Origin of the sequence: Streptomyces sp. NPDC046716 (assembly GCF_040645755.1) — a bacterium.
Classification (GTDB): Bacteria; Actinomycetota; Actinomycetes; order Streptomycetales; family Streptomycetaceae; genus Streptomyces.
The window spans coordinates 61,266-88,264 of sequence record NZ_JBEYYU010000035.1 but is presented as its reverse complement, the minus strand read 5'-3'; the positions used below and the strand labels follow the sequence as shown (position 1 = coordinate 88,264).

The following is a 26,999-nucleotide window of genomic DNA, read 5'->3' as shown; positions in this document are numbered from 1 at the left end:
GGCCTACTGCTCGCCGAAGCGGACGATCTTGACGAACTCGTCGGCGTCCAGCGCGGCGCCGCCGACCAGGGCACCGTCGATGTCGGCCTGGCCCATGATCTCCTTGACGTTGCCCGACTTGACCGAGCCGCCGTACTGGATGCGGATCTTCTCGGCGACGTCCTCGGAGTACAGCTCGGCCAGCTTGCCGCGGATGGCCTTGCAGACCTCCTGCGCGTCGTCGGCGCCGCACACCTTGCCGGTGCCGATGGCCCACACCGGCTCGTAGGCGATGACGATCGTCTCGGCCTGCTCGGCGGGGAGGTCCTTGAGGCCGCCCTCGACCTGCTCGAGCGTGTGGGAGACGTGGTTGCCCGCCTCGCGGACGTCCAGCTCCTCACCGACGCACAGGATCGGCGTGATGCCGTGCTTGTAGGCGGCCTTCACCTTGGCGTTGACGACCTCGTCGGTCTCGTTGTGGTACTGCCGGCGCTCGGAGTGGCCGATCGCGACGTACGTGCACTTGAGCTTGGCGAGCATCGGGCCCGAGATCTCACCGGTGTAGGCACCGGAGTCGTGCGCCGAGATGTCCTGGGCGCCGTACTTGATCTTGAGCTTGTCGCCGTCCACCAGCGTCTGCACGGAGCGCAGGTCGGTGAAGGGCGGCAGGACGGCGACCTCGACGGCTTCGTAGTCCTTGTCCGCGAGAGCGAAGGCGAGCTTCTGGACGTGGGCGATGGCCTCGAGGTGGTTGAGGTTCATCTTCCAGTTGCCCGCCATGATCGGCGTGCGGGTGCTCATAAAGGTCAGTCCTCCAGTGCGGCGAGACCGGGCAGCGTCTTGCCCTCGAGGTACTCGAGGGAGGCGCCGCCGCCGGTCGAGATGTGGCCGAATGCCTTCTCGTCGAAGCCCAGGGTACGGACCGCGGCGGCGGAGTCTCCGCCGCCCACCACGGTGAAGCCCGGGGAGTCGATGAGGGCCTGGGCGAGGTCCTTGGTGCCCTCGGCGTAGTCGGGGTGCTCGAAGACGCCCATCGGACCGTTCCAGAAGATGGTCTGCGCGTCGGCGAGCTTCGAGGCGTACAGCGTGCGGGACTCCGGACCGCTGTCCAGGCCCATCCGGTCGGCCGGAATGGCGTCCGCGGCGACGGTGGTGGGGTGGGACGGCGCCTTGGTCTTGAGGTCGGGGAACGCGGGCGCGACCACGACGTCCACCGGCAGCACGATCTCCACGCCGGTCTTCTCGGCGCGCTCCAGGTACTCGGTCACCGCCGGGATCTGGTCGTCCTGGACGAGCGAGGTACCGACCTCGTAGCCCTTGGCCTTGAGGAACGTGTACGCCATGCCGCCGCCGATGAGGAGACGGTCGGCCTTGCCGAGCAGCTCGTCGATGACGGCCAGCTTGTCGGAGACCTTGGCGCCGCCGAGCGCGACCGCGTAGGGGCGCTTGACGTCGTCGGTGAGCTTCTTCAGGACGCCGACCTCGGTGGCGATGAGGAAGCCGGCGTAGTGCGGGAGCCGCTTCGGCAGGTCGTACACCGAGGCGTGCTTGCGGTGCACCGCGCCGAAGCCGTCGCCCACGTAGACGTCGGCGAGGGCCGCGAGCTGATCGGCGAACTCGCCGCGCTCGGTGTCGTCCTTGCTCGTCTCCCCCGCGTTGAACCGCAGGTTCTCGATGACGGCGACCTGGCCCGGCTCCAGCCCGTTCACGGCGTCGTGGGCGGCGGGGCCGACGGTGTCCTGGGCGAAGGCGACCGGCTTGCCGAGCAGCTCGGCGAGGCGCTCGGCCGCGGGCAGCAGGGAGAACTGGGGGTCCGGGGCGCCCTTGGGGCGGCCCAGGTGGGAGGCGACGACGACCTTGGCGCCCGCCCCGGCCAGGGCCTCGACGGTCGGCAGGACGGCGCGGATGCGGCCGTCGTCGGTGATGAGGCCGTCGGCCAGCGGCACGTTGAGGTCGGCGCGGACGAACACCCGCTTGCCGTCGACCCCTTCGGCGAGAAGTTCCTCAATGGTCTTCATGAGTGGGCTCCTTGAAAGGACTGGTCGTACGAGGCTGAGAGGCTGACGTGCGAAGGGCCCGGACCGTCGCGCGGCGTCGCGCGGGTCCGGACCCTTCGCTCACATCTGAGTGCCTTGCTGCTCCAGAACCTTAGAGGTTCAGAGCTGGCCGCCGACGAAGACCGTGAGGTCGACGAGGCGGTTGGAGTAGCCCCACTCGTTGTCGTACCAGCCGAGGATCTTCACCGTCTTGCCCTCCTGGACCATGGTCAGGGAGGAGTCGAAGGTGCAGGACGCCGGGTCGCTCACGATGTCCGAGGACACGATCGGGTCCTCGGTGTAGAACAGGATGCCCTTGAGGGCGCCGTCGTCCGCGGCCTTCTTGAACGCGGCGTTGACCTCGTCCTTGGTGACCTCGCGCTGCAGGTCCACGACCAGGTCGGTGGCCGAACCGGTCGGGACCGGGACGCGCATCGCGATGCCGTCCAGCTTGCCCTTGAGCTGCGGCAGGACCAGAGCGGTGGCCTTGGCGGCACCGGTCGTGGTCGGAATGATGTTCTCGGCGGCGGCGCGGGCGCGACGCAGGTCCGAGTGCGGGAAGTCCAGGATGCGCTGGTCGTTCGTGTACGCGTGGACCGTCGTCATCAGGCCCTTGACGATGCCGAAGTTCTCGTCGAGAACCTTGGCCATCGGCGCCACACAGTTGGTGGTGCAGGACGCGTTCGAGATGACGTGGTGGTTCGCCGGGTCGTACTTCTCCTGGTTGACGCCCATCACGATCGTGATGTCCTCGTCCTTGGCCGGAGCCGAGATGAGAACCTTCTTGGCGCCACCGGCGATGTGCTTCTCAGCGTCGGCCTTCTTGGTGAAGATGCCGGTCGACTCGATGACGATGTCGACCCCCAGCTGCCCCCACGGGATGTCGGCGGGGTTGCGCTCGGACAGCACCTTGATGGTGTGGCCGTCGACGGTGATGGTGTCTTCGGTGTGCGACACCTCGGCCTTGAGGCGGCCCAGGATGGTGTCGTACTTCAGAAGATGCGCGGTGGTCGCGGTGTCACCCAGGTCGTTGACAGCCACGATCTCGATGTCCGCACCCTGCTCCAGCAGCGCGCGGAAGTAGTTACGACCGATGCGGCCAAAGCCGTTGATGCCTACGCGGATCGTCACGAACCGATCTCCTCGTTGGTACGCCGGGTTTCGACGCCGGCGAGATGTATTTGGGATGTCCCCGACCGCCTCCGACCCTACCTCCCATAAAGGCTTTGGGTGACATCGAGCGTCCGTACGCGGCACTCAACGGCCTGTACTCGTCAGTAACGTCGAGGCCACGGCTTATTTCATGGGTATTTCCCCGCCGATCCGGCTGATCAGTCGCTAATTGAGCGCGGGTCCTTTCCGATGAGCGCAATGGGGCCAGGGGTGCGGGGGCGCAGCCGTACGGGCGACACGGCCCACCGGCGGGCCGACCGTCGGCGACCGACGGCGGGTACACCGGAAGTTCACTTTCCGATTTCGGCCGCCGCACCGATCACCGGATAAATGCGCGCGGTAACGGGCCGCGCGATGTTTGAACGCCGGATGCCCTCCTGGACAGGGCCGTCTCCGCTAAGGCCGCCTATTGAGGCGATATCCCGTAGCCGACAGCGGTGGCCCCGATGACAAAAAGCCGGTGGCGGCACCCCGTCGGGGGTGCCGCCACCGGCTCGTCCGTCTGTCGGCGGGATCAGCCCGCCATGTTGTCCGCGAGGCTGTCCGCCAGGCCGTCCGCCATCTCGTCGGCCAGCTCCTCCGTCAGGTTCGACTCCGTGCTCGGGATGCCGAGGTCCTGCGCCCGCTTGTCCGCCATGGCCAGCAGGCGGCGGATCCGGCCGGCGACGGCGTCCTTGGTCAGCGGCGGGTCGGCGAGCGCGCCCAGCTCCTCCAGGGAGGCCTGCTTGTGCTCCATGCGCAGCCGCCCCGCGGCCGCCAGGTGCTCGGGCACCTCGTCGGCCAGGATCTCCAGGGCGCGCTGCACCCGGGCGCCCGCGGCGACCGCGGCGCGGGCCGAGCGGCGCAGGTTCGCGTCGTCGAAGTTCGCCAGGCGGTTGGCGGTGGCGCGGACCTCGCGGCGCATCCGCCGCTCCTCCCACGCGAGCACCGACTCATGGGCGCCCATCCGGGTGAGCAGCGCGCCGATCGCGTCGCCGTCGCGGACGACGACCCGGTCCACGCCGCGGACCTCGCGCGCCTTGGCGGCGATCGAGAGCCGCCGGGCGGCGCCGACCAGCGCGAGCGCGGCCTCCGGGCCCGGGCAGGTCACCTCCAGGGAGCTGGAGCGCCCCGGCTCGGTGAGCGAGCCGTGCGCGAGGAACGCGCCCCGCCAGGCCGCCTCCGCGTCGCAGGTGGCCCCCGAGACCACCTGCGGGGGCAGGCCGCGGATCGGACGGCCGCGGCCGTCCACGAGCCCCGTCTGGCGGGCCAGCTGGTCGCCGCCCGCGACGACCCGTACGACAAAACGCGAGCCGCGGCGCAGCCCGCCCGGTGCCATCACGATCAGCTCCGAGCTGTGCCCGAAGATCTCGAGAATGTCCCGCTTGAGCCGCCGGGCGGCCATCGCGGTGTCCAGCTCCGCCTCGATCACGATGCGCCCGCTCACCAGGTGAAGGCCGCCCGCGAACCGCAGGATCGCCGAGACCTCGGCCTTTCTGCAGCAGGTCCGGGTGACGGGAAGCCGGGAGATCTCATCCTTCACCGCTGCCGTCATCGCCATGGGCCGATCCTTCCATGCATCCGAAAAATACGGTCGTACGCGGCGGCCAACAGCTCCGGATCGTGCCTCGGAGTCCCGTCGGGCCTGGCCACCGGCGCCAGCTCGACCGCGGCACCGAATCGCTCCTTGGCGGCATCGATGAGTTCGTCGCGGTCGGGCACGGCGGCCTCGTCGGCCAGCACCACGTCCAGGGCGAGTTTAGGGGCGTGTCGTCCCAAAACCTCCAAATGACGCTGCGGGGAGAACCCATCGGTTTCTCCGGGTTGCGGAGCGAGGTTGAGCGAGAGGACCTTGCGGGCCTTCGTCTCGACGAGCGCGTCGAGCAGTTCGGGCACCAGGAGGTGCGGGATCACGGAGGAGAACCAGGAGCCCGGGCCCAGCACCACCCAGTCCGCGTCGAGCACCGCGGCGACCACCTCGGGAACGGCCGGCGGGTCGTGCGGCACCACGTGCACGGACTGGACCTCGCCCAGGGTGAGCGCGACGTTCGCCTGACCGCGGATGGTCCGGATGTCGTCCGGGCGCGTCGGATCGTCGCCCCTGACCTCGGCCTGCAGCTCCAGCGGCACCGCCGACATGGGCAGGACGCGCCCGTGCGCGCCCAGCAGCTTACCGACCAGGTCCAGGGCCTGGACGTGGTCGCCGAGCTGCTCCCACAGGGCGACGATCAGCAGATTGCCGACCGCGTGTCCGTTCATCTCGCCGGGCGACTGGAAGCGGTGCTGGATGACGCGGGCCCAGGTCTGGCCCCAGTCGTCGTCGCCGCACAGGGCCGCGAGGGCCTTGCGCAGGTCGCCGGGCGGCAGTACGCCCAGCTCGTCCCGCAGGCGCCCGCTGGAGCCGCCGTCGTCGGCGACCGTGACGACGGCCGTGAGGTCGCCCGTGATGCGGCGCAGCGCCGCGAGCGACGCCGACAGGCCCATGCCGCCGCCGAGCGCGACGACCTTGGGTGTCGCGCCCCTGCCGGGTGTCGCCGGTGAGCTTCTGCGGCGGATCCTGCTCGTGAGCCGCAGCGTACGTCCCGTCATTCCCGGCCCATGTCCCGGTGGACGACCACGGTCTCCACGCCCTGCGCGGCGAGGCGGGCGGCGAGCTTCTCCGAGGTGGCGACGGAGCGGTGCTTGCCGCCGGTGCAGCCGACGGCGATGGTCACGTACCGCTTGCCCTCGCGGCGGTAGCCGGCCGCGATCAACTGGAGCAGCTCGGTGTAGCGGTCGAGGAACTCCTTGGCGCCGGGCTGCGAGAAGACGTAGTTCGAGACCTCTTCGTTGAGACCGGTGAAGGGGCGCAGCTCGGGGACCCAGTGCGGGTTCGGCAGGAAGCGCATGTCGACGACGAGGTCGGCGTCGACGGGCAGCCCGTACTTGAAGCCGAACGACATGACGGTGGCCCGCAGCTCGGGCTCCTCCTCGCCCGCGAACTGGGCGTCCATCTTGGCGCGCAGCTCGTGCACGTTCAGGCTGGAGGTGTCGATGACGAGGTCGGCGTCGCCGCGCAGCTCGCGCAGGAGTTCACGCTCGGCGTCGATGCCGTCGACGATGCGGCCGTCGCCCTGCAGGGGGTGCGGGCGGCGCACCGACTCGAAGCGGCGCACCAGCGCCTCGTCGGAGGACTCCAGGAAGACGATGCGCCGGGTGACGTGCTTGGACTCCAGGTCGGCGAGGGATTCCCGGAGGTTGTCGAAGAAGCGGCGGCCGCGGACGTCGACGACGACCGCGATCCGTGCCACGTTGCCCTGGGAGCGGGCGCCGAGCTCCACCATGGTGGGGATCAGCGCCGGCGGCAGGTTGTCGACGACGAACCAGCCGAGGTCCTCCAGACATTTGGCGGCGGTGGAGCGGCCCGCGCCCGACATGCCCGAGATGATCACCAGCTCGGGGATGGCGGAGTCGGGGACGCCGGGGGCGTCGTGGGTGGTGCCTGTGCCGGTACTCACTGGTGCTCCATCGTCGGATTGCTGCCCGGTCGGCTGCTGCGGTGGTGCGGGGCTGTGCGCCGTACCGCTGGTGTCGCCGGTGTCGCTGCTCTCGTGGTCCTGCTCGGTCATGGCTCCTGCCCCCGTCGTTCTTCCGAGGCGCCCACGGGCTCCTCGGTGGTCCGCGCGTCCGTCGCGCGGTCCGTGGTGTGGTCCGTGACGTCGTCGTGGTCGTTCGCGACGTCGTCGTCTTCCATGATCTCTCCGGTGGCCGTGTTCACCGCGGGTGCCGCCGGTGCCGCCTGCGCGAAGGCGGCCACGATGGTCTCAGCGGTCTTGCGGCCTATGCCGGGAACCTCACAGATCTGGTCGATTGTGGCGGATCGCAGCCGCTTCACCGAACCGAAGTGCTTGACGAGGGCCTGTTTGCGGGCGTCACCGAGGCCCGGTACGTCGTCCAGCGGACCGGCCCTGAAGCGCTTGGCCCGCTTGGTGCGCTGGTAGGTGATCGCGAAACGGTGGGCCTCGTCGCGGACCCGCTGCAGAAGGTAGAGCCCCTCGCTGGTCCGGGGCAGCACCACCGGGTCGTCCTCGTCCGGCACCCAGACCTCTTCGAGGCGCTTGGCGAGGCCGCACACCGCGATGTCGTCGATGCCCAGCTCGTCGAGGGCCCGCTTGGCGGCCGCGACCTGCGGCTGCCCGCCGTCCACCACCACGAGCTGGGGCGGATAGGCGAACTTCTTGGGCCGTCCGTCGTCCTCGGTGAGGCGCATCTCCTGCTCGGTCTCGTCGTCCAGCTCGGTGTCGGACCAGTCGGCCGACTTCTCCTGGGCGGCGAGATAGCGCCTGAAGCGGCGCGTGATCACTTCGTGCATGGAGCGGACGTCGTCCTGCCCCTCGAAGCCCTTGATCTGGAAGCGCCGGTACTCGCTCTTGCGGGCGAGTCCGTCCTCGAACACCACCATGGAGGCGACGACGTCGTCGCCCTGGAGGTGGGAGATGTCGTAGCACTCGATGCGCAGCGGCGCGCCGCCCAGGTCGAGGGCTTCGGCGATCTCCTCCAGGGCGCGGGAGCGGGTGGTCAGGTCGGAGGCGCGCTTGGTCTTGTGCAGGACCAGCGCCTGCTGCGCGTTCCTGTGCACCGTCTCCATGAGGGCCTTCTTGTCGCCGCGCTGCGGGATGCGCAGCGAGACGATCGAGCCACGGCGCTCGGTCAGCCAGGCCTGGATCGGCTCGACGGGCTCGGGCAGCGCGGGGACCAGAACCTCCTTGGGGACGGCGTCGCCGCTCTCCTCCCCGTAGAGCTGCTGGAGCGCGTGTTCGACCAGGTCACCGCTGGTGACGGCCTCGACCTTGTCGGTGACCCAGCCGCGCTGGCCGCGGACCCGTCCGCCGCGTACGTGGAAGATCTGGACCGCCGCTTCCAGTTCGTCCTCCGCGAGGGCGATGAGGTCGGCGTCGGTGGCGTCGGCGAGCACGACCGCGCTCTTCTCCATGGCCTTCTTCAGTGCCTCGATGTCGTCGCGCAGGCGCCCCGCCCGCTCGTACTCCATCTCCTCCGCCGAGGCCTGCATCTCCTTCTCCAGGCGGCGGATGTACGTCCCCGTGCGTCCGGCCATGAAGTCGCAGAACTCGTCGGCCAGTTCGCGGTGCTCGTCCGGGGTGACGCGGTCCACGCAGGGCGCCGAGCACTTGCCGATGTAGCCCAGGAGGCAGGGGCGGCCGGTCCTCGCCGCGTTCTTGAACACTCCGGCGGAGCAGGTGCGCACCGGGAAGACGCGCAGCAGAAGGTCGACGGTGTCGCGGATCGCCCAGGCGTGCGTGTAGGGGCCGAAATAGCGCACACCCTTCTTCTTCTGGCCGCGCATGACCTGGACGCGGGGAAATTCCTCGTTCATGGTCACCGCGAGGTACGGATAGCTCTTGTCGTCGCGGTACTTGACGTTGAACCGGGGGTCGTACTCCTTGATCCAGGAGTACTCCAGCTGCAGCGCCTCGACCTCCGTGGACACCACCGTCCACTCCACGGACGCCGCCGTGGTGACCATGGTGCGGGTGCGGGGGTGCAGGTTCGCCAGGTCCTGGAAGTAGTTCGCCAGGCGCTGGCGCAGACTCTTCGCCTTTCCGACGTAGATCACCCGGCGGTGTTCGTCGCGGAACCTGTACACCCCTGGGGAGTCGGGAATCTGTCCCGGCTTGGGGCGGTAGCTGGAGGGGTCGGCCATGTCAGACACCCTACTTCCGGGGTGTGACAGTTCGGGCCGCTCCGGCGTCGGACCGGCCGCGCACCGCGCCAGGTCAGCCCGTCCGGCAGAGGGAGCGAGCGGCCGCGGCCGTGCCGCTTGCGGCCCGGCACCAGTGTCTTCCACCGGGTCGGCGCGGTCGGCGGGCGCCTCTCGCGGCCGCACCGCCATGTCCGGTCACGGTGGCGGGGATCGGCCCTTGTCGGTGCCAGGTCAACACGCTTCAATGCCGGGTGACTTCGGGCGGTGAACGGCGTCGTACGGATGTGAGCGAACTCTGTACGCCGATCAGCCGCCCCCACTTCGACCGGCGCGAACGCCCCCGATACAGCGATGTGGATGTTCACATTCCGCTGGCGATGCGCTGAAGCAGGAGACCTCGATGCGACTGGGCGAACAGCACACAGAGGCGAAACGGCCTCCGGCACTGGAGGCGGCACTGCGCACCGGCCCGTTCCATGTCGCCCTGCGGGCCGCGATCGCCGCCCGGAGACTGCCGCTGCACCGGGTGCAGCACCATCTGTCCCGTCAGGGCATCAAGGTCGGCGTGACCAGCCTGAGTTACTGGCAGCAGGGTGCGCGAAGACCGCAGCGCGACGAGTCGATGCGGGCGGTGCGCGCCCTGGAGGAGATCCTCCAGCTGCCCGACGAGTCACTGATCCGGCTCCTGGGACGGGGCGAGAAGGCGGTCGCCGAGCAGCAGCCCGCGCCCCGCCCGTACCGTTCCCCGTCCACACCCTCCGGGGTGCTCCACCGGCTGCTGACCGAACTGGGGTCGCCCCTGGACGGCGGCCTGCACACCGTCGGGCACTTCGAACGAGTCCGGATCGGACCCCGCAGGGAACTGCTCGGCAGGGACTCGCAGCACATCGTGCGGGCTCATCGCGACGGGGTGGACCGCTATGTGGCCATCCACCACGGAGACCCGGGCTGCTCCCCCAGGGATGTGGCGGTGGAGGCCACGGAGAACTGTCGTACGGGACGGATGTGCTGGGACAGCGGCAGCGGCCTTCTGGTGGCCGAACTTCTCTTCGACACACGGCTGCGGACCGGTGACACCCATGTGTTCCGCTATGGGTTCGAGGACGGCACCGCGGGCGCGTCGACCGAGTACGTCCGCGGATTCAGCTGCGCCGGCGGGCAGTACGCGCTCCAGGTGCGGTTCGCCGACGAGACCCTGCCCGTGCGCTGCCACGGTTTCGCGCAGCGGTCGAAGGCGGCGCCGCGCGTCGGCCACCAGGAACTGGCGCTCAGTGATCGACACCGCTCGGTGCATCTGGTGGAGCAGCAGGTGCGGGTGGGGCTGCTGGGGATCGGCTGGGACTGGGATTAGGGGTGGTGGGGCGGCGCGGAGGTGCCGGTGAAGGGGTGGGCCGAGGGGCCGGGATGCGGGTGTTCGCGGCGCGGACCACTGCCAGGGATCCGAGGGGTCGCGGTGCGGACCACTGCCGGGGATCCGAGGGGTCGCGGCGCGGACTACTGCCGGGGGCCCGCGACGATCTTGCCGCCCTCGACCTTCACCGACAGCTCCTCCAGCGGTTCCGTCGCCGGGGACTGCAGCACCTTCCCGGTGGTGGCGTCGAACTTGCTGCCGTGGCAGTTGCAGGTCAGCTCGGTGCCCTTGAGCATGGCGATCGGGCACCCCGCGTGGGTGCAGATCGTGCTGAAGGCCTTGTAGTCGCCGCCCTCGGCCCGGCTGACCACGACGTGCTCGTCCTTGTAGAGCTTCGCGCCGCCTTCGGGGACCTCGTCGGCCTTGCCCAGGTCGACGGGGGCGGTGGGTGCTGCGGCCGCGCCCGAGTCGGTCCCGGTGGAGCACGCGGTCAGACCGATCCCGGCCGTTCCCGCCACGGCGACACCGCGCAGCGCGGTGCGGCGGGAGATGCGGGAGGGGGTTGTGCCGGGCATCGGGGCTCCACAGGTGTCGCTGGGCGGGGGGCAGCACGGCGACAGGCCGAGAACCGACCGGCCTCGAGGCTGACCAGAGGTGACACATCAGACGATACCGGCGGGGAAGAAGGCACTTCGCGGGGCCCCTGCGGAGGTTGTGGGAGCGCCGCCCGGTGCCGTCCCGATGTGCCCGCTTCGGCCAAGATCGTGCCCGGGTCGGGGACAGGTGGTGCCTCGCGGGCGGCCGACGCTCTAGCCTGCCGTCGGGCGGACCGCTTCACAGGGGGCGGTGTCGCTCGGGGATCGTCCGCGGTGTCGCGGCGCGGACCGTGATCACGGCGTCGCCCGGTCACCCCGGGGCCGTCGGACACCCGGCCGCAGCCCGCCCCAACCGAACCGCCCGTCCGCCGCCCGAAAGGACCCGCTGTGATCGTCGTCGCCGGAGAGGCCCTGATCGACCTCGTGCCGCTGGGGGCGAGCCCCGACGACGGCGCGGAGCGACATGCTCCCGGACTGCCCCCGCTCGCACCGCGGCTCGGCGGCGGCCCGTACAACACGGCCGTGGCGCTCGGCCGCCTCGGCTCTCCCGTCGCCTTCTGCTCGCGCCTGTCGCGGGACGGCTTCGGCGAGGCCCTGCTGACCGGTCTGCGCTCCGCCGGGGTCGACACCGCCCCCGTGCAGCGGGGCGACGAGCCGACGACGCTGGCGGTCACGTCCATCGGGCCCGACGGCTCGGCCGGCTACTCCTTCTACGCGGAGGGCACCGCCGATCGCCTCTTCTCGGTGCCGGACCGGCTTCCGGCGGGTACGCGCGCGGTGTCGTTCGGCACCTGCTCCCTGGTCCTGGAACCGGGCGCCGGCGCGTACGAGGAGCTGATGCGGACGGCCTCCGCCCAGGGCCTGTTCACCGCGCTCGACCCGAACATCCGGGCTGGGCTGATCCCTGACGCGGACGCCTACCGGGCCCGCTTCAAGAACTGGCTGCCCTCGACCACACTCCTCAAGCTCTCCGAGGAGGACGCGCAGTGGCTCGGCGGCACACCGGAGGAATGGCTGTCCGGCGGACCCGCCGCCGTGGTGCTCACGCGGGGCGGTGAGGGACTGACCGTCTACACGCGGGACGGCGGTGAGTACGCCGTCCCGGGCGAGCGGGTCGAGGTCGTCGACACCATCGGCGCGGGCGACACGGTCAACGCGGCGCTGCTGCACGGCCTTTCCCGGCAGGACGCCCTCTCCCCCGCCGCCGTCGACGGCCTGGACGGCGACGGCTGGACACGCCTGCTCCGGTTCGCGGGCCGCGCGGCGGCGATCACCTGCTCCCGCGCGGGCGCGGAGCCGCCGTACGGATCCGAGGTCGGAGAGATGTAGCGCCTGGGACGCGGCTGCGCCCCGTGGGCAGTTCCCACGGGGCGCAGCTTTTTCGCTGAGGGTGGCCCGACGCGCTCCGAGTGGTCACCCGGGGATCGGTCCTGCCCGTCTCGCCGGGCAGGACCGATCCGGGGCGTCAGGCCTTGCCGGCCCGGCCGGTCGCCTTCTTCGCCGCGGTCTTCTTCGCCGCGGTCTTCTTGGCCGCCGACTTGGCCGGCGCCGCCTTCTTGGCCACGGTCTTCGCGACCGTCGTCGTGGCTGTCGTCGCCTTCTTCGCCGGAGCCTTGCCCGCCGCCACCGTCTTCTTCGCGGTGGACTTGCGGGTGCGCGGCGCGGGCACCGGGGCGTCGCTGACCCGGTCGGCGCCGAGGATGTCGCGCAGGAACTTCCCGGTGTGGCTGGCGGGCTCCGCCGCGACCTCCTCCGGGGTGCCCTCGGCGACGACGATGCCGCCGCCGTTGCCCCCCTCGGGGCCCATGTCGACGACCCAGTCCGCCGTCTTGATGACGTCGAGGTTGTGCTCGATGACGATGACCGAGTTGCCCTTGTCGACGAGGCCCGACAGCACGGTGATCAGCTTGCTGATGTCCTCGAAGTGCAGACCCGTGGTCGGCTCGTCGAGCACATAGACCGTGCGTCCCGTGGAACGCTTCTGCAGCTCGCTGGCGAGCTTCACGCGCTGCGCCTCGCCGCCGGACAGGGTCGGCGCGGACTGGCCGAGCCGGACGTAGCCGAGACCCACGTCGTTCAGCGTCTTGAGGTGGCGGGCGATCCCGGGCACCGCCTCGAAGAAGCCCAGGGCCTCCTCGATCGGCATGTCCAGGACCTCGGCGATGGACTTGCCCTTGTAGTGGACGTCCAGCGTCTCGCGGTTGTACCGCGCACCGTGGCAGACCTCGCACGGGACGTACACGTCCGGCAGGAAGTTCATCTCGATCTTGATCGTGCCGTCGCCCGAGCAGTTCTCGCAGCGGCCGCCCTTGACGTTGAAGGAGAAACGTCCGGGGAGATAGCCGCGGACCTTCGCCTCGGTCGTCTCGGCGAACAGCTTGCGGACGTGGTCGAAGACGCCGGTGTACGTCGCCGGGTTCGACCGCGGTGTGCGGCCGATCGGTGACTGGTCGACGTGCACGACCTTGTCGACGAGGTCGTCGCCGTCCACGCGCGTGTGGCGGCCGGGGACCGAGCGTGCACCGTTCAGCTCGCGTGCCAGGTGCGTGTACAGGATGTCGTTGACCAGAGTCGACTTACCCGATCCGGAGACACCGGTGACAGCCGTGAGGACGCCCAGCGGGAAGGACACGTCGATGTCCCGCAGGTTGTTCTCCTTGGCGCCGTGCACCGTCAGCCGGCGGGCCGGGTCCACCGGGCGCCGGATGTCCGGGACGGGGATGGCCCTCTTGCCCGACAGGTACTGACCGGTCATCGACTCGGCGTTCTTCAGCAGCTCCTTCAACGGCCCGCTGTGCACGACCTTGCCGCCGTGCTCACCCGCGCCGGGGCCGATGTCGACGATCCAGTCGGCGACCTTGATGGTGTCCTCGTCGTGCTCGACCACGATGAGCGTGTTGCCCATGTCGCGCAGGCGGACCAGCGTCTCGATGAGCCGGTGGTTGTCGCGCTGGTGGAGGCCGATGGACGGCTCGTCCAGGACGTACAGGACACCGACGAGACCGGAACCGATCTGCGTGGCGAGGCGGATGCGCTGGGCCTCGCCGCCGGAGAGGGTGCCCGCCGCCCGGTTCAGCGACAGATAGTCGAGGCCCACGTCCACGAGGAACCGCAGCCGCTCGTTGACCTCCTTCAGGACGCGCTCGGCGATCTTCTTGTCGCGCGCGTTCAGCGTGAGCTTCCTCAGGAAGTCGGCGCAGTCGCTGATGGACATCGCCGAGACCTCGGCGATCGACTTGTCCATGACCGTGACGGCCAGCACGATCGGCTTGAGGCGCGTGCCCTCACAGGTGGGGCAGGGCACCTCGCGCATGTAGCCCTCGAAGCGCTCACGGCTCGTGTCCGACTCGGCCTCGCTGTGGCGACGCTTGACGAACGGAACGGCGCCTTCGAAGGGCGTCGTGTAGACGCGCTCGCGGCCGTACCGGTTGCGGTAGCGGACCTCGATCTGCGTCTTGTGGCCGTAGATCAGCGCCTTCCTCGCGCGCTGCGGCAGTCCGGCGAACGGGATGTCCGTACGGAAGCCGAGGGCGTCGGCGAGAGCTCCGATGAGACGGCCGAAGTAGTCCTTGGTGTGGCCGTGCGACCACGGGTGGATGGCGCCCTCGTCGAGCGACTTGTCCTCGTCGGGAACGATCAGGTCGGGGTCGACCTCCATGCGCGTGCCGATGCCCGAGCAGTCGGGGCAGGCGCCGAAGGGCGAGTTGAAGGAGAAGGAGCGCGGCTCCAGCTCCTCGAAGGACAGGTCGTCGTGCGGGCAGTACAGGTGCTCCGAGTACATGCGCTCGCGCTCGGGGTCGTCCTCCGGGAGGTCGACGAAGTCGAGCACGACCATGCCGCCGGACAGGCCGAGGGCGGTCTCCACGGAGTCGGTCAGGCGGCGCTTGGCGGACTCCTTCACCGTGAGGCGGTCGACGACCACCTCGATGGTGTGCTTCTCCTGCTTCTTCAGGGTCGGCGGCTCGGAGAGCTGGATCGTCTGGCCGTCCACGCGCGCGCGGGAGTAGCCCTTGGTCTGCAGGTCGCTGAAGAGGTCGACGAACTCGCCCTTGCGCTCGCGCACCAGCGGGGACAGGACCTGGAAGCGGCTGCCCTCGGGCAGCTCCAGGACCTTGTCGACGATGGCCTGCGGCGACTGGCGTGCGATGGGGCGGCCGCACTCGGGGCAGTGCGGCTTGCCGATGCGCGCGAAGAGCAGCCGCAGATAGTCGTAGACCTCGGTGATGGTGCCGACCGTGGAGCGCGGGTTGCGCGACGTCGACTTCTGGTCGATCGAGACGGCCGGTGACAGGCCCTCGATGAAGTCGACGTCCGGCTTGTCCATCTGGCCGAGGAACTGACGGGCGTACGAGGACAGCGACTCGACGTACCGGCGCTGGCCCTCGGCGAAGATCGTGTCGAACGCGAGCGAGGACTTGCCGGAGCCGGACAGACCGGTGAAGACGATGAGGGAGTCGCGCGGGAGGTCGAGCGAGACATTCCGGAGATTGTGCTCGCGCGCGCCACGCACGATGAGACGGTCGGCCACGCCGGTCCGCACCTTTCTAGAGAGAAGCGACAGGGGCGAAGGCCCCCGTCTCCCGAGGTCTGACTCTCGGAGACACCCCCGAGAGATCCCCGGAGAAGTCATGAGAAGGCTGTCCCTCGAAGAGTAGAGGGAGCCACTGACAACGCCGGTTGGTTTCCCTGCTTGCTAACAAACCAGGACCTTCAACCATGCCCGAAGTCGCACTCGACCATATAGCACGCGTATTCGATTTAGGCGCGTGCTCGGCCACCTTCACCCGAACGTGTGGCGCGACTATCGTCGGCGCCATGAGTGATCATGTGCGCGACCTGGAGTCTGTACGCGAAGCGACCGACCGGCTGCTCGCCGCGATCAGCACCCTGGACAACGCCGCCGTGGCCGAGCCGTCACGGCTTCCCGGCTGGAGCCGCGGCCATGTGCTCGCCCACCTCGCCCGGAACGCGGACGCTCTGGTGAACGTCCTCGCGGGTCGCCCCATGTACGCCGGCGCGGAGGTGCGCGACGCCGACATCGAGCGGGACGCTCCGCGTGGCCTGCGCGAGCAGATCGAGGACGTCCGCGCGAGCGCGGAGCGGTTCGGGCGAACCGGCGCCGAGGACGCGGACTGGGGGCGGACGGTCGAGCTCCGCAACGGCGTCACCGACAGCGCCTCCCGCGTCCCCTTCCGCCGGCTCGTCGAGGTGGAGCTGCACCACGTGGACCTCGGGATCGGTTACGACCTGGAGGACCTCCCCGAGGAGTTCACCTACCGCGAGATCGACTTCCTGGCCGAGCGTTTCGCCGGGCACCAGAAGGTGCCGTCCGTCGCGCTGGTCACGGACACCGGGCGCATGTGGAGCCGGGGCGCCGGTTTCGGCACGGGCAACTGGACCACGGGCGGCGGCGCGACCGGTTCGCCACTGTGCGTCACGGGCCGCCCGGCGGACCTCCTGGGCTGGCTCTGCGGCCGTCGCGCGGGCACCGCGCTCACCGTCGACGGGGGCCTGCTGCCGGATCTGCCGCCGCTATAGGCTGAGCCCATGACGTACAGCGGAACGGTGAAGGTCGGCGGCCCTGCGGACGTGCACGAGCTGCAGAGCCTGATGATCTCCAAGGTCGCGGTCGGGCCGATGGACAACAACGCCTATCTGCTGCGCTGCCGCGCGACCGACCAGCAGCTCCTCATCGACGCGGCGAACGAGCCGAAGACGCTCCTGCGCCTCATCGGTGACGACGGCATCGCGGCCGTCGTCACCACGCACCGGCACGGGGACCACTGGCAGGCCCTCTCCGAGGTCGTCGCGGCGACCGGCGCGCGCACGTTCGCCGGGCGCGACGACGTCGAGGGCATCCCGGTGGCGACGGACGTGTCCGTGGCCGACGGGGACACCATCGAGTTCGGCCGGATCTCCCTCACGGCGCGCCACCTGGTGGGCCACACGCCCGGCTCCATCGCGCTGGTCTACGACGACCCGCACGGCCACCCGCACGTCTTCACCGGCGACTGCCTCTTCCCGGGCGGCGTGGGCAATACCCGGAAGGACCCGCAGGCCTTCACCAGCCTCATCGACGACGTGGAGACGAAGATCTTCGCGCGGCTCCCGGACGAGACCTGGGTCTACCCGGGGCACGGGAACGACACCACCCTGGGGGCCGAGCGGCCGCATCTGCAGGAGTGGCGCGCCCGGGGCTGGTGACCCAAGAGGCCCGTACGGGGCGGGTGTTCACGAACCTGCAACACCGTTCCCACCATGCGGACAGTTGTCCGTCTGACCTCGACAGACGGGCCTGAGCGCTGCCAGTCTCCCGCCATGCCTCTCGACAATCGCGCCGTGCGTCTCGCTCTCTGCTCGACCGTGGTCCTCGCCGCGACGGCGGCCTGCGCCCCCGAATCCGAGAACTCAGGGAGCGCGGCCGGCGACAAGCCCGCGACCGCCTCCTCCTGCGCTCCCGGCAAGCTGTCCACGGTGGCCTCCGGGAAGCTCACCGTGGGCACGGACAAGCCCGCCTACGCGCCCTGGTTCCAGGACGACGACCCGGCCAACGGCAAGGGCTTCGAGTCGGCCGTCGCGTACGCCGTGGCGAAACAGCTCGGCTACCCGAAGTCTCAAGTGGCCTGGCAGACCGTGCCGTTCAACAGCTCCTTCGCGCCCGGCGTCAAGAAGTTCGACTTCGACATCAACCAGGTGTCGATCAGTGATGCGCGCAAGAAGGCCGTCGCGTTCTCGTCCGGCTACTACGACGTGCGGCAGGCCGTCGTGGCCCTGAAGTCCTCCAAGGCTGCCGGGGCGAAGACCGTGGCCGACCTCAAGGACGCGAAACTGGGCGCCCAGGTCGGCACCACCAGCCTGGACTTCATCAACGACCTGGTGAAGCCGGACCAGAAGCCCGCCGTCTATCAGAAGAACGACTTCGCCAAGTCCGCCCTGAAGAACGGCCAGGTGGACGCGATCGTCGTCGACCTGCCGACCGCCTTCTACATCACGGGCGCCGAGGTCACCGACGCCAAGGTGGTGGGCCAGTTCGACAACACCGGTGGCACACCGGAACAGTTCGGCCTCGTACTCGACAAGGAGAGCGACCTCACCGCGTGCGTGACGGGCGCCGTGGACTCCCTCCGCAAGGACGGCACGCTCGCCTCGCTGGAGAAGAAGTGGCTGTCCGAGGCCGTCGACGCTCCGGTGCTCAAATGACCGTCGCCGAACGGCCCGGCGCCGGTGAGGACGCCTACGTCCCCTCCGAGCGCCGCATCGCACGCGAGCGCCACAAGCGGGCCCGTACGCGGCGCGCGACCGCCGTCGCCGCGCTCAGCACCCTGGTGACCGGCGCCGTCCTGTTCCTCGTCGTCACCCGGTCCCCCGGCTGGGACCGCACGAAGGAGACCTTCTTCAGCGCGCACTACGCGCGCGTGGCGCTGCCCGACGTCCTGGAAGGCCTGTGGCTGAACGTACGCCTCCTGGTGGTGTGCGGGGCGTGCGTGCTCGTCCTCGGGATGCTGCTGGCCCTGGCGCGCACCGTGCGGGGTCCGGTGTTCTTCCCGCTGCGGGCTCTGGCCACGGCGTACACGGACTTCTTCCGTGGGCTGCCGCTCATCATCTGCCTGTTGCTCATCATCTTCGGTGTGCCCGCCCTGCGCCTCCAGGGAGTCACCACGGATCCCGTCCTCCTGGGCGGGGCCGCGCTGGTACTGACGTACTCGGCGTACGTCGCCGAGGTCTTCCGCGCCGGCATCGAGTCGGTGCACTCCTCGCAGCGGGCCGCCGCGCGCTCCCTGGGGCTCAGCAACCGTCAGACGCTGCGCTACGTGGTGCTGCCCCAGGCGGTGCGCCGCGTCGTGCCTCCCTTGTTGAACGACCTGGTGTCGCTGCAGAAGGACACCGGGCTCGTCTCCATCGGAGGTGCGGTGGACGCCGTGTACGCGGCACAGATCATCGCCGGCAAGGACTTCAACTACACGCCCTACGTGGTCGCGGGTCTCGTGTTCGTCGCACTCACCATTCCCATGACCCGCTTCACGGACTGGGTGACGGCCCGTATGGACCGCCGCCGGGCTCAAGGAGGCCTCGTATGACCGAGCCCGTGCTGCGGATGCGGTCCGTGCGCAAGACCTTCGGCGAGAGCGTCGTGCTGCGCGACGTGGACCTGGATGTCGCCTCGCACACGGTCACGGCCCTGATCGGCGCCTCCGGTTCGGGAAAGTCGACGCTGTTGCGCTGCGCCAACCTCCTGGAGGAGATCGACGACGGGGCGATCTGGCTGGACGGCGAGGAGATCACCGATCCGCGCACGGACGCGGACGCCGTGCGGCGCCGGATCGGAATCGTGTTCCAGGCGTACAACCTGTTCCCGCACCTGACCGTCCTGGAGAACATCACGCTGGCGCCGCGCCGGGTGCACGGTGTCGCCCGGAAGGCGGCGGAGGAGCACGCCGGGGAGCTGCTGGAGCGCCTCGGGCTCGGCGCGAAGGCCGCCGAGTACCCGGACCGGCTCAGCGGCGGCCAGCAACAGCGTGCGGCGATCGTGCGGGCCCTCGCCGTCCGGCCGCGGCTGCTGCTCCTCGACGAGATCACCGCGGCCCTCGACCCGGAACTGGTGGGCGAGGTCCTCGACGTCGTACGCGACCTGAAGGGCGAGGGCATGACCATGGTGCTGGCCACGCACGAGATGAGCTTCGCGCGCGAGGTCGCCGACCAGGTGTGCTTCCTGGAGGGTGGTGTCGTGCTCGAACACGGCACCCCTGAGGCCGTCTTCGGGGATCCGCGGCAGGAGCGCACCCGCCGGTTCCTGCGGCGGATCGTGGAGGCCGGACGCCTGTAGCCGCCTCAGGCGCGCACCGCGCCGGGTGCCGCCAGCGCGGCCACTCGCTCCACCCCGAACACGTACCCCTGCACGCCGCATCCGGCGATGACTCCGTCGGCGCGGTGCGACACGTAGGAGTGGTGCCGGAACTCCTCGCGCTGGTGGATGTTGGAGATGTGGACCTCGATCACCGGCATGCCGTCGCAGGTGTTGAGCGCGTCCAGGATCGCCACCGACGTGTGCGAGTAGGCGGCCGGGTTGATGACGATGCCCACGTGGTTCTCCCGGGCCTCGTGGATCCAGTCGACCAGTTCGCCCTCGTGGTTGGACTGCCGGAAGTCCACGGTGGCGCCCTGGGCCGCGGCCGCCTTCACGCACAGAGTCTCGATGTCGGCGAGGGTGTCGAGGCCGTAGATCTCCGGCTGGCGCTTGCCGAGCAGGTTCAGGTTCGGGCCGTTGAGAACCATGATCGGGGCGCTGGCGAGGGTGTGCGGCACTGGGACCTCCGTACGTCGGGCGGTTGCTCCCTGAGGGTCTATCACGGGCTCCCGGCACGGCCGACGTCGGCCGACACGGATCGCGTGCGGGATCTCCGAGCGCACTCGCGCGCCTCTCGCCGCGCTCTCGTACGCCCCGTAACCAGCGTCGATCACGGGTGGTTGCCGCGTCATGCGCACTTCTCACCGTCCGTCACTGACGCGGCTCGCGGCGGCCGCCCTGGTCGGGACGGCCATCGAGTTCTTCGACTTCTTCGTCTACGGCACCGCCGCGGCACTCGTCCTCGGTCCGCTCTTCTTCCCGACGTTCTCACCGCTCGCGGGAACTCTCGCGGCCTTCGCGACATTCGGAGTGGGCTTCGTGGCGAGACCGCTCGGTTCGGTCCTGTTCGGGCACATCGGGGACCGTCGTGGCCGGCGTCCTGTGATGGTGGGCTCGTTGCTGCTGACCGGGGCGACGACCGTCGCGGTCGGGTTCGTGCCCACGTACGCGTCGATCGGTGTGGCCGCTCCCCTGCTGCTGCTTCTGCTGCGCTTTCTGCAGGGACTGGGGCTGGGCGGCGAGTGGGGCGGAGCGGTGCTGCTGACGGCCGAGCACGCGCCCGCCGGCCGGCGCGGCCTGTGGGCGAGCCTTCCGCAGATCGGCCCTTCGGCGGGCTTCCTGCTGGCCAACGGCATCATGCTCGGCCTGTCGACGGCGCTCAGCGACGCGCAGTTCGCGGCCTGGGGCTGGCGGGTGCCCTTCTGGGCCGCCGGTGTCCTGGCGCTGGTCGGTCTGTGGCTGCGCTCCTCCTTGGTGGAGAGTCCCGCTTTCCTCACCATGGAGGAACCGGCGCGGCTGCCGCTCGCCGAGGTGGTGCGCGGGCACGGGAGGCTGGTGCTGCTCACGGCCGGTGCGCTCGCCATCGGGTACGCGATCTTCTACTCGGTGACGACCTGGTCGCTCTCCTACGGGGTGGAACGGCTGGGCGTGAGCCGCAGCGTCATGCTGACGTGCATCATGGCGGCCGTCGTCGTCAAGGGTGCGCTGACTCCGGTGGCGGCCCTGCTCGGGGACCGGTTCGGGCGACGGCCGGTGTGTCTCGCCGGCTGTGCCGTGGCGGTGGTGTGGATGGTGCCGATGGTGGCTCTTCTGGCCACCGGGGAACCGCTGTTGATGTTCCTGGGGTTCCTGGTGGCCCTGCTCGCGTTCATCGCGATGTTCGCCGTGATCGCCGCGTATCTGCCGGAACTGTACGAACCGCGGGTGCGTTGTACGGGTGCCGCCGTCGGCTACAACCTGGGCGGTGTGCTGGGCGGGGCGCTGACGCCGATCGTGGCGACGGCGCTGGCCGGTCAGGGAGCGGGGGTTCCATGGGGTGTGGGGTTGTATCTGTCGGGGGTCGCGGCGCTGAGTCTGGCCTGCTTCGTGCTGCTGCCGGAGACGGCGCCGGCCGCGGTGGCGGGGGACGCTGTCACGGCGTGACGGCGAGTTCCACGTACGCGGCGAGGATCACCAGATGCACGCCGCCCTGGAGCGGTGTCGCCCGTCCGGGCACCACGGTCAGGGTGCTGACCACCAGCGTCAGCGCGAGCAGCACCATGTGCGTGGCGCCCAGCCCGAGGACCAGCGGCCCCGACAGCCAGAACGAGGCGATGGCGACGGCCGGCACGGTGAGTCCGATGCTGGCCATCGCGGAGCCGAGCGCCAGATTGAGGCTGGTCTGGACGCGGTCGCGCCGGGCGGCGCGCAGTGCCGCGATGGTCTCCGGCAGCAGCACCAGCAGCGCGATGATCACGCCGACGACGGCCTGAGGCATGCCCGCCGCCTCCACACCGTGCTCGATCGTCTTGGAGACGCCCTTGGCGAGCCCGACGACTCCGACGAGGGCGAGACCGAGGAGACCGAGGCTGAACAGCGCGGTGCGGTTCGTCGGTGCTTCGGCATGGTCGTCGGCGTCGATGACCACGCCCTGCCGGGAGATCGGCAGGAAGTAGTCGCGGTGGCGCACGGTCTGCGTCGCGACGAAGAGCCCGTACAGGACGACCGCGGAGACGGCCGAGAAGACCAGCTGCGACGTGGAGAACTCGGGTCCGATCCTGCTCGTCGTGAACGTCGGCAGGACCAGGCAGAGCGTGGCGAGTGTGGCGACGGTGGCGAGGGCGCCGCCGGTTCCCTCCGACTGGAAGATCGCCACCCGGTGGCGGAGGGAGGCCGCGATGAGGCTGACACCGACGATGCCGTTGCAGGTGATCATGACGGCGGCGAAGACCGTGTCCCGGGCGAGGGTCGAGCTCTTGGGCCCGCCGTCGGCCATCAGTGTGACGATGAGCGCCACCTCGATGATCGTGACGGCGACGGCGAGCACGAGCGAGCCGAAGGGTTCGCCGACGCGATGGGCGACGACCTCCGCGTGATGGACGGCCGCAAGCACGGAGCCGGCGAGGACCAGGGAGACGACGGCGACCAGGACACCCGGCAGGTCGCGCCCCCAGGTGCACCCGAGCAGCACGATCGCCAGCACCGGGACGAGGACGGTCCACCGGGTGGCCAGTGCCCGCAGTCTGGTGATCATGCCTTCGATGCTGCCCGGGGCGGGGTGGGGGCGCGACCTGGATCAGCGCCGTGCGGCGGCGCCGGCTCGGCTCACTTCAGCTCGCGCGAGTCCTTCAGGTCGCAGTTGGTGAAGGCCGGCGGACGCGTGCACAGGGCCGAGAGCTGTTCGTTGAGTTTGGCGACCTCGGGGCGTTCGTTGCTGCGCATCGCGTCGTCGTAGGACTCGAACTCGACGATCACGAGGTAGCGCCCCGTCTTCTCCCGGTCCTGGAGCATGATGCGGTGCGTGGGGCCGCCGGGCGTGCCCTGCATCTGCCGCTCGAACCGGTCGATCAACTCACGCATCTCGTCCATGCGCTGCGACTCGAAGTCGATGATCTGCACGAACTTCTGGCTCATGGGGCCCTCCCCCTCGTGCCGTCGCGCCCCGGGGCCGGGACACGCTCAGGGCACAAGCAAGCACCGGAAGGGATGTGCGGCAATCGGCCGCGCACCCCTCCCGGTGCTGGTAATCCCTACGCCTGCTGGTGTCAGGCCTCGATGCTGTCCTTCTGAGCCTCTTCGGCCGCGTCCCGCTCGGCCTGCTTCTTCGAGGCGATGAGACTGGTGACCGTCGTGATGATCAGGACGCCACAGATGACGGCGAGCGAGACCGGGATCGAGATCTCCGGTACGTGCACGCCGGACTCGTGCAGGGCGTGCAGGATCAGCTTCACGCCGATGAAGCCGAGGATCACCGACAGGCCGTAGCTCAGGTGGACCAGCTTCTTGAGCAGGCCGCCGATGAGGAAGTACAGCTGGCGCAGACCCATCAGGGCGAAGGCGTTCGCCGTGAAGACGATGTACGGGTCCTGGGTCAGACCGAAGATCGCCGGGATGGAGTCCATCGCGAACAGCACGTCGGTCATACCGATGGCGAGCATGACGACCAGGAGCGGCGTCATGACCTTCTTGCCGTGCTGCTGGATGAACAGCTTCGTGCCGTGGTACCGGTCCGCGACGCCGAACTTCTTCTCCACCGACTTCAGGAGGCGGTTCTCCTCGAAGTCGTCCTCCTCCTCGCCCGCGAGGGCCTCCTTGATGAGCTTCCAGGCGGTGTAGATGAGGAAGGCACCGAAGAGATAGAAGACCCACGAGAAGCTGGAGATGATCGCGGCGCCCGCCGCGATGAAGATCGCCCGCAGGACCAGGGCGATGAGCACACCGAAGAGCAGCACGCGCTGCTGCAGGTGGGTCGGCACCGAGAACTTCGCCATGATCAGGATGAAGACGAAGAGATTGTCGACACTGAGCGACTTCTCGGTGATGAAGCCGGCGAAGAACTCGCCACCGGCCTGGGCGCTGCCCCAGACCATCACGCCGATGCCGAAGAGCACGGCCAGGGCGATCCAGACCACGGTCCAGATGCCGGCTTCCTTGATCGACACGTCATGGGGCTTGCGCCCGATGAAGAAGTCGACCGCGATCAGGGCGCTCAGTCCAAGAATGGTGAGCACCCACAGGGTCATCGATACGTCCACTGCGCCTCCGGCGTCGTACGGCTACTGATCAGCGTCGTCGCTGCCGGAGGTCTCTTCCACCCGAGCCCCGGACCAGGGCTTCGGGCCGACGCCCCGGGATCGACGGCCATGGGGCCGGGTCGTCCGTATTGACGGGCACGTCGCGTATGGGAGTACTCCCCTCCGCGTCAAGAAGAGTACTTGAAAGACCCATGAGAGGTAAAGGTATTAGTAAAGAGATCACCAAATGTGCAGGTCAGAGACCTCTTGCTTGCCGGGCTCTCGCCACCTCCGCGAGGACCTGACGCAGGATCGCGCTGCCGTGCGGAACCGTCGGCGGCTCGTACGTCCAGGCGTGGCCGACCCAGGGGTCGGCGAGGTGGTCGTCGGGTACCGGTGTCAGACGCAGCAGGACGCGCCACAGCGGATCGAGGAGCGGCCCGTACTCGGCGGCGTCCGTGCGGTCGGCGACCAGCATCAGATGGACACCCACCTGCGGTCCTTCGTCCGCGAGATAGCGCAGGCGGGTGATGGCGCGGTCGTCGAAACCGTGCGGGAAGTCGTGCACCACGAGCAGCTGCTCGGCCGTGTCGAGGTCGGGCGGCAGAGAGTCGGCGACGCCCGCGCGGATCGCCATCTGGACGAGGTCCACCCGCTCGGTGAGCCGGGTCAGCGTCTCCGAGACGCCGGCCGCTCCCCTGGCGGGAGGGCCCGCGAGCACCCCGGCGTCGACCAGCGGGGCCAGAGCGCCCGCCGCCGAGCCCGCCGGGTCGATGACGTGCACGCTGAACTCCCCCGCCGGATACGCAGCGAGCAGCCGGGCGACATGGACGACGGCGGTGTGCGCGGCCCGGGCCCGCAACGTGTCGGCGTCGGTGAGCGCGTCACCCGAGGAGGCGCCCGCGTCGATCCACAGTCCGCGCTCCAGGGGCAGCCGCACGAGCATCGGGATGCGCAGGCCCGTGCTGTCGCTCTCCGGCAGCCTCAGCTCGCCCAGGCGCACGGCCATGGGGTTCTCCATGGGGCTGCGGTAGGCGTGCCAGCACGGGTTGTCCCAGCCGGCGTACGGCGCCGGGAGCGCGGGCTCGACGACCTCGGACTCGGCGACGAGCTGGGCCAGGTCCCGGTCGAGGGCCTCACGGGCGCGGTCGACGAGGGCGCCGTGCTTGGCCCGCGCGGCCTCGCGGGCGGCGTCGCCCGGGCTGCCGATGCGGCTGCGCGGGTCGGACAGGCCCGAGAGGATGCGGTCGAGCTCCTGCTCCATCCGGGAGTCGGCGAAGTCGACGGCGCTGCGGTAGGCGGCGGCGGTGCGGGCCAGGTCCTCGAACATGCCCCACACCTGGTTGTAGAGCCGCTCCTCCATGGTCCAGCCGGTGGCGTCGCCCGCGACCGGCGCGGCCGGCCTGCCGGGTTCGGCGGGCTGTGCGGCGGGCGGGGGCGGCGGTGCCTGGCGGCGTGGGTGGCTGTAGTCGATGGGTCCGCTCGGCCCTGCGGCGGCCGGGGCGGCGGGGGTGGGCGGCAGGGCGCCGGAGGCGTGGCCGGCGGTGGCCACCGCGCGCACCTGGCTCTCGTCCGCCGTACGCGGTGGGGGTGCCACCGCGCGGGCCAGGCCCTGGGCGACGGCGTCGTGGATGGTGCCCGCCAGGGCCGGTGCGTCCGGCAGGCCTTGGTCGGCGAGGAGCGCGGCGAGGCCGTCGGCGTAGCCCTGCCCTATGGCGCGCACCTTCCAGGCGCCCTGTCTGCGGTACAGCTCCAGGGCGACGACGGCCGACTCCGAGTCGAGGTCGGTGACGGTGTAGCTGGCCTGCTCGGCGCCGTCGAGGCCGGTGACCGCGACGAACGGGGCGGCCACCGCGCCGAAGCGGGTCGGCCCGCCGGTGCCGACGGGCAGGGCGAGCAGCACGGTGACGCGGTGCACGTCCTGCGGCATCGCGTCCAGGTCGACGGCGAGGCGGTGGTCGGCCGCCGCCTGCCGCGGTACTTCGAGGCCCGGCAGGGCGGGCGCGCCGGGATGGGCGACGCGCCCGATGCCGTGCACGGTGCCCCGGTCGTCGGCGAGCGTGGCGCCCGCGACGACCGGGTGGCCGGCCGACACCCGGATCTCCAGACGGGTCTGGGTGAGGGGGTGGTTCTGGCCCCTCACCAGTTCGGCCGCCATCGTCGGCCCGCTAGAGGCCGGGCAGGATGGAGGGCATCAGGTCCTGGAACGTGCGGCCGTTGGCCGGCGTGCCCAGGGCCGTCATCCTCCAGCCCGCGCCGTCCCGGTGCACCTTGGCCATGATCTGCGCCGTGTACTGGCCGCCGCCGTCGAGCGTGAAGCGGGCCAGCTCCTGGCCGTTCGTCTCGTCGACCAGACGGCAGAACGCGTTCTGCACTTCCTGGAAGGTCTGGCCCGTGAACGAGTTGACCGTGAAAACGATCTGGTCGATGTGGACCGGGACGCGCGCGAGGTCGACGAGGATCGACTCGTCGTCGCCGCCCTGTCCCGCACCGCCCACCAGGTTGTCACCGGTGTGCCGCACCGAGCCGTCGTCGCTGACGAGGTGCCGGAAGAAGACCACGTCCACCGGCTGCTTGTCGGCGAAGAGGACCGCGGAGGCGTCGAGGTCGATCTCGCGGGTGCGGCTGCCGAACAGCCCCCGCCGCGGAGCCGCCTGCCAGCCGAGGCCCATCCGCACAGCGGTGAGGGTGCCTCCGCCCTGCTTCTCGAGGCTGATGCCCTGCCCCTTGTCCAAGCTGATGCCCACGCGCTGTCCCCTCTCGTACAGTCCCCTGTTGCCGCGGCGCATGCGCGGTTGGTCAAACCCTAGAGGGCGACACTGACAGCACCGCCACCGCGGGCGGAA

The 26,999-nt window shown here is 70.1% G+C and carries 23 protein-coding genes; 8 read left to right on the top strand and 15 right to left on the bottom strand.

The features are described from left to right. Positions 1 to 3 precede the first annotated feature (3 nt). From tpiA to uvrC, 7 genes are all read right to left on the bottom strand, one after another. Positions 4 to 780, bottom strand: coding sequence for a triose-phosphate isomerase (tpiA, locus tag ABZ930_RS25185; protein WP_361551792.1), 777 nt, complete (start codon positions 778 to 780; stop codon positions 4 to 6). Between the two features lie 5 nt (positions 781 to 785). Beyond that, positions 786 to 1,997: a phosphoglycerate kinase gene (locus ABZ930_RS25180; protein ID WP_361551789.1), complete on the bottom strand. Its 1,212-nt coding sequence runs from the start codon at positions 1,995 to 1,997 to the stop codon at positions 786 to 788. Between the two features lie 138 nt (positions 1,998 to 2,135). Continuing rightward, positions 2,136 to 3,146 carry a type I glyceraldehyde-3-phosphate dehydrogenase gene (gene gap / locus ABZ930_RS25175; protein WP_361551786.1) on the bottom strand — a complete coding sequence of 337 codons (1,011 nt, stop codon included), beginning with the start codon at positions 3,144 to 3,146 and terminating at the stop codon, positions 2,136 to 2,138. Positions 3,147 to 3,702: 556 nt separating this feature from the next. Continuing rightward, entirely contained in the window at positions 3,703 to 4,728 is a 1,026-nt protein-coding gene (gene whiA / locus ABZ930_RS25170; RefSeq protein WP_361551783.1) for a DNA-binding protein WhiA, read from the bottom strand. Further along, positions 4,719 to 5,756: a uridine diphosphate-N-acetylglucosamine-binding protein YvcK gene (gene yvcK / locus ABZ930_RS25165; protein ID WP_361551780.1), complete on the bottom strand. Its 1,038-nt coding sequence runs from the start codon at positions 5,754 to 5,756 to the stop codon at positions 4,719 to 4,721. The genes whiA and yvcK overlap by 10 nt, the downstream gene beginning before the upstream one ends. Continuing rightward, on the bottom strand, positions 5,753 to 6,775 hold the full coding sequence (gene rapZ, locus ABZ930_RS25160; RefSeq protein ID WP_361551777.1) for an RNase adapter RapZ: 1,023 nt from the start codon (positions 6,773 to 6,775) through the stop codon (positions 5,753 to 5,755). Before rapZ ends, yvcK begins: the two co-directional genes overlap by 4 nt. Continuing rightward, the gene (uvrC, locus tag ABZ930_RS25155) at positions 6,772 to 8,868 is read right to left on the bottom strand and encodes an excinuclease ABC subunit UvrC (RefSeq protein WP_361551774.1); all 2,097 of its coding nucleotides are present in this window, start codon (positions 8,866 to 8,868) and stop codon (positions 6,772 to 6,774) included. The genes rapZ and uvrC overlap by 4 nt, the downstream gene beginning before the upstream one ends. Positions 8,869 to 9,268: 400 nt before the next feature. Here uvrC and ABZ930_RS25150 point away from each other — a divergent pair, with 400 nt between their 5' ends. Beyond that, positions 9,269 to 10,219 (top strand): hypothetical protein, encoded by a 951-nt coding sequence (locus tag ABZ930_RS25150; RefSeq protein ID WP_361551771.1) that lies wholly within the window; start codon positions 9,269 to 9,271, stop codon positions 10,217 to 10,219. Between the two features lie 143 nt (positions 10,220 to 10,362). Here the strand turns inward: ABZ930_RS25150 and ABZ930_RS25145 are convergent, their stop codons facing one another. Further along, entirely contained in the window at positions 10,363 to 10,794 is a 432-nt protein-coding gene (locus ABZ930_RS25145; protein WP_361551768.1) for a Rieske 2Fe-2S domain-containing protein, read from the bottom strand. Positions 10,795 to 11,202: 408 nt separating this feature from the next. On the opposite strand from ABZ930_RS25145, the gene ABZ930_RS25140 reads away from it, so the two are divergent. Then, positions 11,203 to 12,144, top strand: a complete 942-nt coding sequence (locus tag ABZ930_RS25140) for a carbohydrate kinase (protein ID WP_361551765.1) — start codon at positions 11,203 to 11,205, stop codon at positions 12,142 to 12,144. Between the two features lie 136 nt (positions 12,145 to 12,280). Here the strand turns inward: ABZ930_RS25140 and uvrA are convergent, their stop codons facing one another. Next, positions 12,281 to 15,343, bottom strand: coding sequence for an excinuclease ABC subunit UvrA (uvrA, locus tag ABZ930_RS25135; protein WP_361551762.1), 3,063 nt, complete (start codon positions 15,341 to 15,343; stop codon positions 12,281 to 12,283). A 287-nt stretch (positions 15,344 to 15,630) separates the two neighbouring features. On the opposite strand from uvrA, the gene ABZ930_RS25130 reads away from it, so the two are divergent. The 5 genes from ABZ930_RS25130 to ABZ930_RS25110 all read left to right on the top strand — a co-directional run bounded on the left by ABZ930_RS25130 (position 15,631) and on the right by ABZ930_RS25110 (position 19,639). Then, positions 15,631 to 16,353: a maleylpyruvate isomerase family mycothiol-dependent enzyme gene (locus tag ABZ930_RS25130; RefSeq protein WP_361551759.1), complete on the top strand. Its 723-nt coding sequence runs from the start codon at positions 15,631 to 15,633 to the stop codon at positions 16,351 to 16,353. A gap of 9 nt (positions 16,354 to 16,362) precedes the next feature. Beyond that, positions 16,363 to 17,019, top strand: coding sequence for an MBL fold metallo-hydrolase (locus ABZ930_RS25125; protein ID WP_361551756.1), 657 nt, complete (start codon positions 16,363 to 16,365; stop codon positions 17,017 to 17,019). Positions 17,020 to 17,133: 114 nt separating this feature from the next. After that, complete coding sequence (locus tag ABZ930_RS25120; protein WP_361551753.1) at positions 17,134 to 18,015, top strand: ABC transporter substrate-binding protein; 882 nt, start codon at positions 17,134 to 17,136, stop codon at positions 18,013 to 18,015. After that, a complete protein-coding gene (locus tag ABZ930_RS25115; RefSeq protein ID WP_361551750.1) occupies positions 18,012 to 18,893 on the top strand; it encodes an amino acid ABC transporter permease in 882 nt (293 codons plus the stop codon). Before ABZ930_RS25120 ends, ABZ930_RS25115 begins: the two co-directional genes overlap by 4 nt. Further along, positions 18,890 to 19,639, top strand: a complete 750-nt coding sequence (locus ABZ930_RS25110; RefSeq protein WP_361551747.1) for an amino acid ABC transporter ATP-binding protein — start codon at positions 18,890 to 18,892, stop codon at positions 19,637 to 19,639. The genes ABZ930_RS25115 and ABZ930_RS25110 overlap by 4 nt, the downstream gene beginning before the upstream one ends. Positions 19,640 to 19,644: 5 nt before the next feature. Here the strand turns inward: ABZ930_RS25110 and aroQ are convergent, their stop codons facing one another. Then, the gene (aroQ, locus tag ABZ930_RS25105; RefSeq protein WP_361551744.1) at positions 19,645 to 20,118 is read right to left on the bottom strand and encodes a type II 3-dehydroquinate dehydratase; all 474 of its coding nucleotides are present in this window, start codon (positions 20,116 to 20,118) and stop codon (positions 19,645 to 19,647) included. A 196-nt stretch (positions 20,119 to 20,314) separates the two neighbouring features. Between aroQ and ABZ930_RS25100 the strand changes: the two genes are divergently transcribed. Then, positions 20,315 to 21,583, top strand: a complete 1,269-nt coding sequence (locus tag ABZ930_RS25100) for an MFS transporter (RefSeq protein WP_361551820.1) — start codon at positions 20,315 to 20,317, stop codon at positions 21,581 to 21,583. Here the strand turns inward: ABZ930_RS25100 and ABZ930_RS25095 are convergent. The 5 genes from ABZ930_RS25095 to ABZ930_RS25075 all read right to left on the bottom strand — a co-directional run bounded on the left by ABZ930_RS25095 (position 21,573) and on the right by ABZ930_RS25075 (position 26,900). After that, positions 21,573 to 22,673, bottom strand: a complete 1,101-nt coding sequence (locus ABZ930_RS25095) for an ionic transporter y4hA (RefSeq protein ID WP_361551741.1) — start codon at positions 22,671 to 22,673, stop codon at positions 21,573 to 21,575. The two genes, ABZ930_RS25100 and ABZ930_RS25095, sit on opposite strands and share 11 nt — an antisense overlap. A gap of 71 nt (positions 22,674 to 22,744) precedes the next feature. Beyond that, entirely contained in the window at positions 22,745 to 23,053 is a 309-nt protein-coding gene (locus ABZ930_RS25090; protein ID WP_361551738.1) for a hypothetical protein, read from the bottom strand. A gap of 131 nt (positions 23,054 to 23,184) precedes the next feature. Continuing rightward, a complete protein-coding gene (locus tag ABZ930_RS25085) occupies positions 23,185 to 24,174 on the bottom strand; it encodes a TerC family protein (RefSeq protein ID WP_361551735.1) in 990 nt (329 codons plus the stop codon). Between the two features lie 235 nt (positions 24,175 to 24,409). Further along, positions 24,410 to 26,311 (bottom strand): TerD family protein, encoded by a 1,902-nt coding sequence (locus ABZ930_RS25080; protein WP_361551732.1) that lies wholly within the window; start codon positions 26,309 to 26,311, stop codon positions 24,410 to 24,412. Between the two features lie 10 nt (positions 26,312 to 26,321). Continuing rightward, complete coding sequence (locus tag ABZ930_RS25075) at positions 26,322 to 26,900, bottom strand: TerD family protein (protein ID WP_361551729.1); 579 nt, start codon at positions 26,898 to 26,900, stop codon at positions 26,322 to 26,324. Positions 26,901 to 26,999 lie beyond the last annotated feature (99 nt).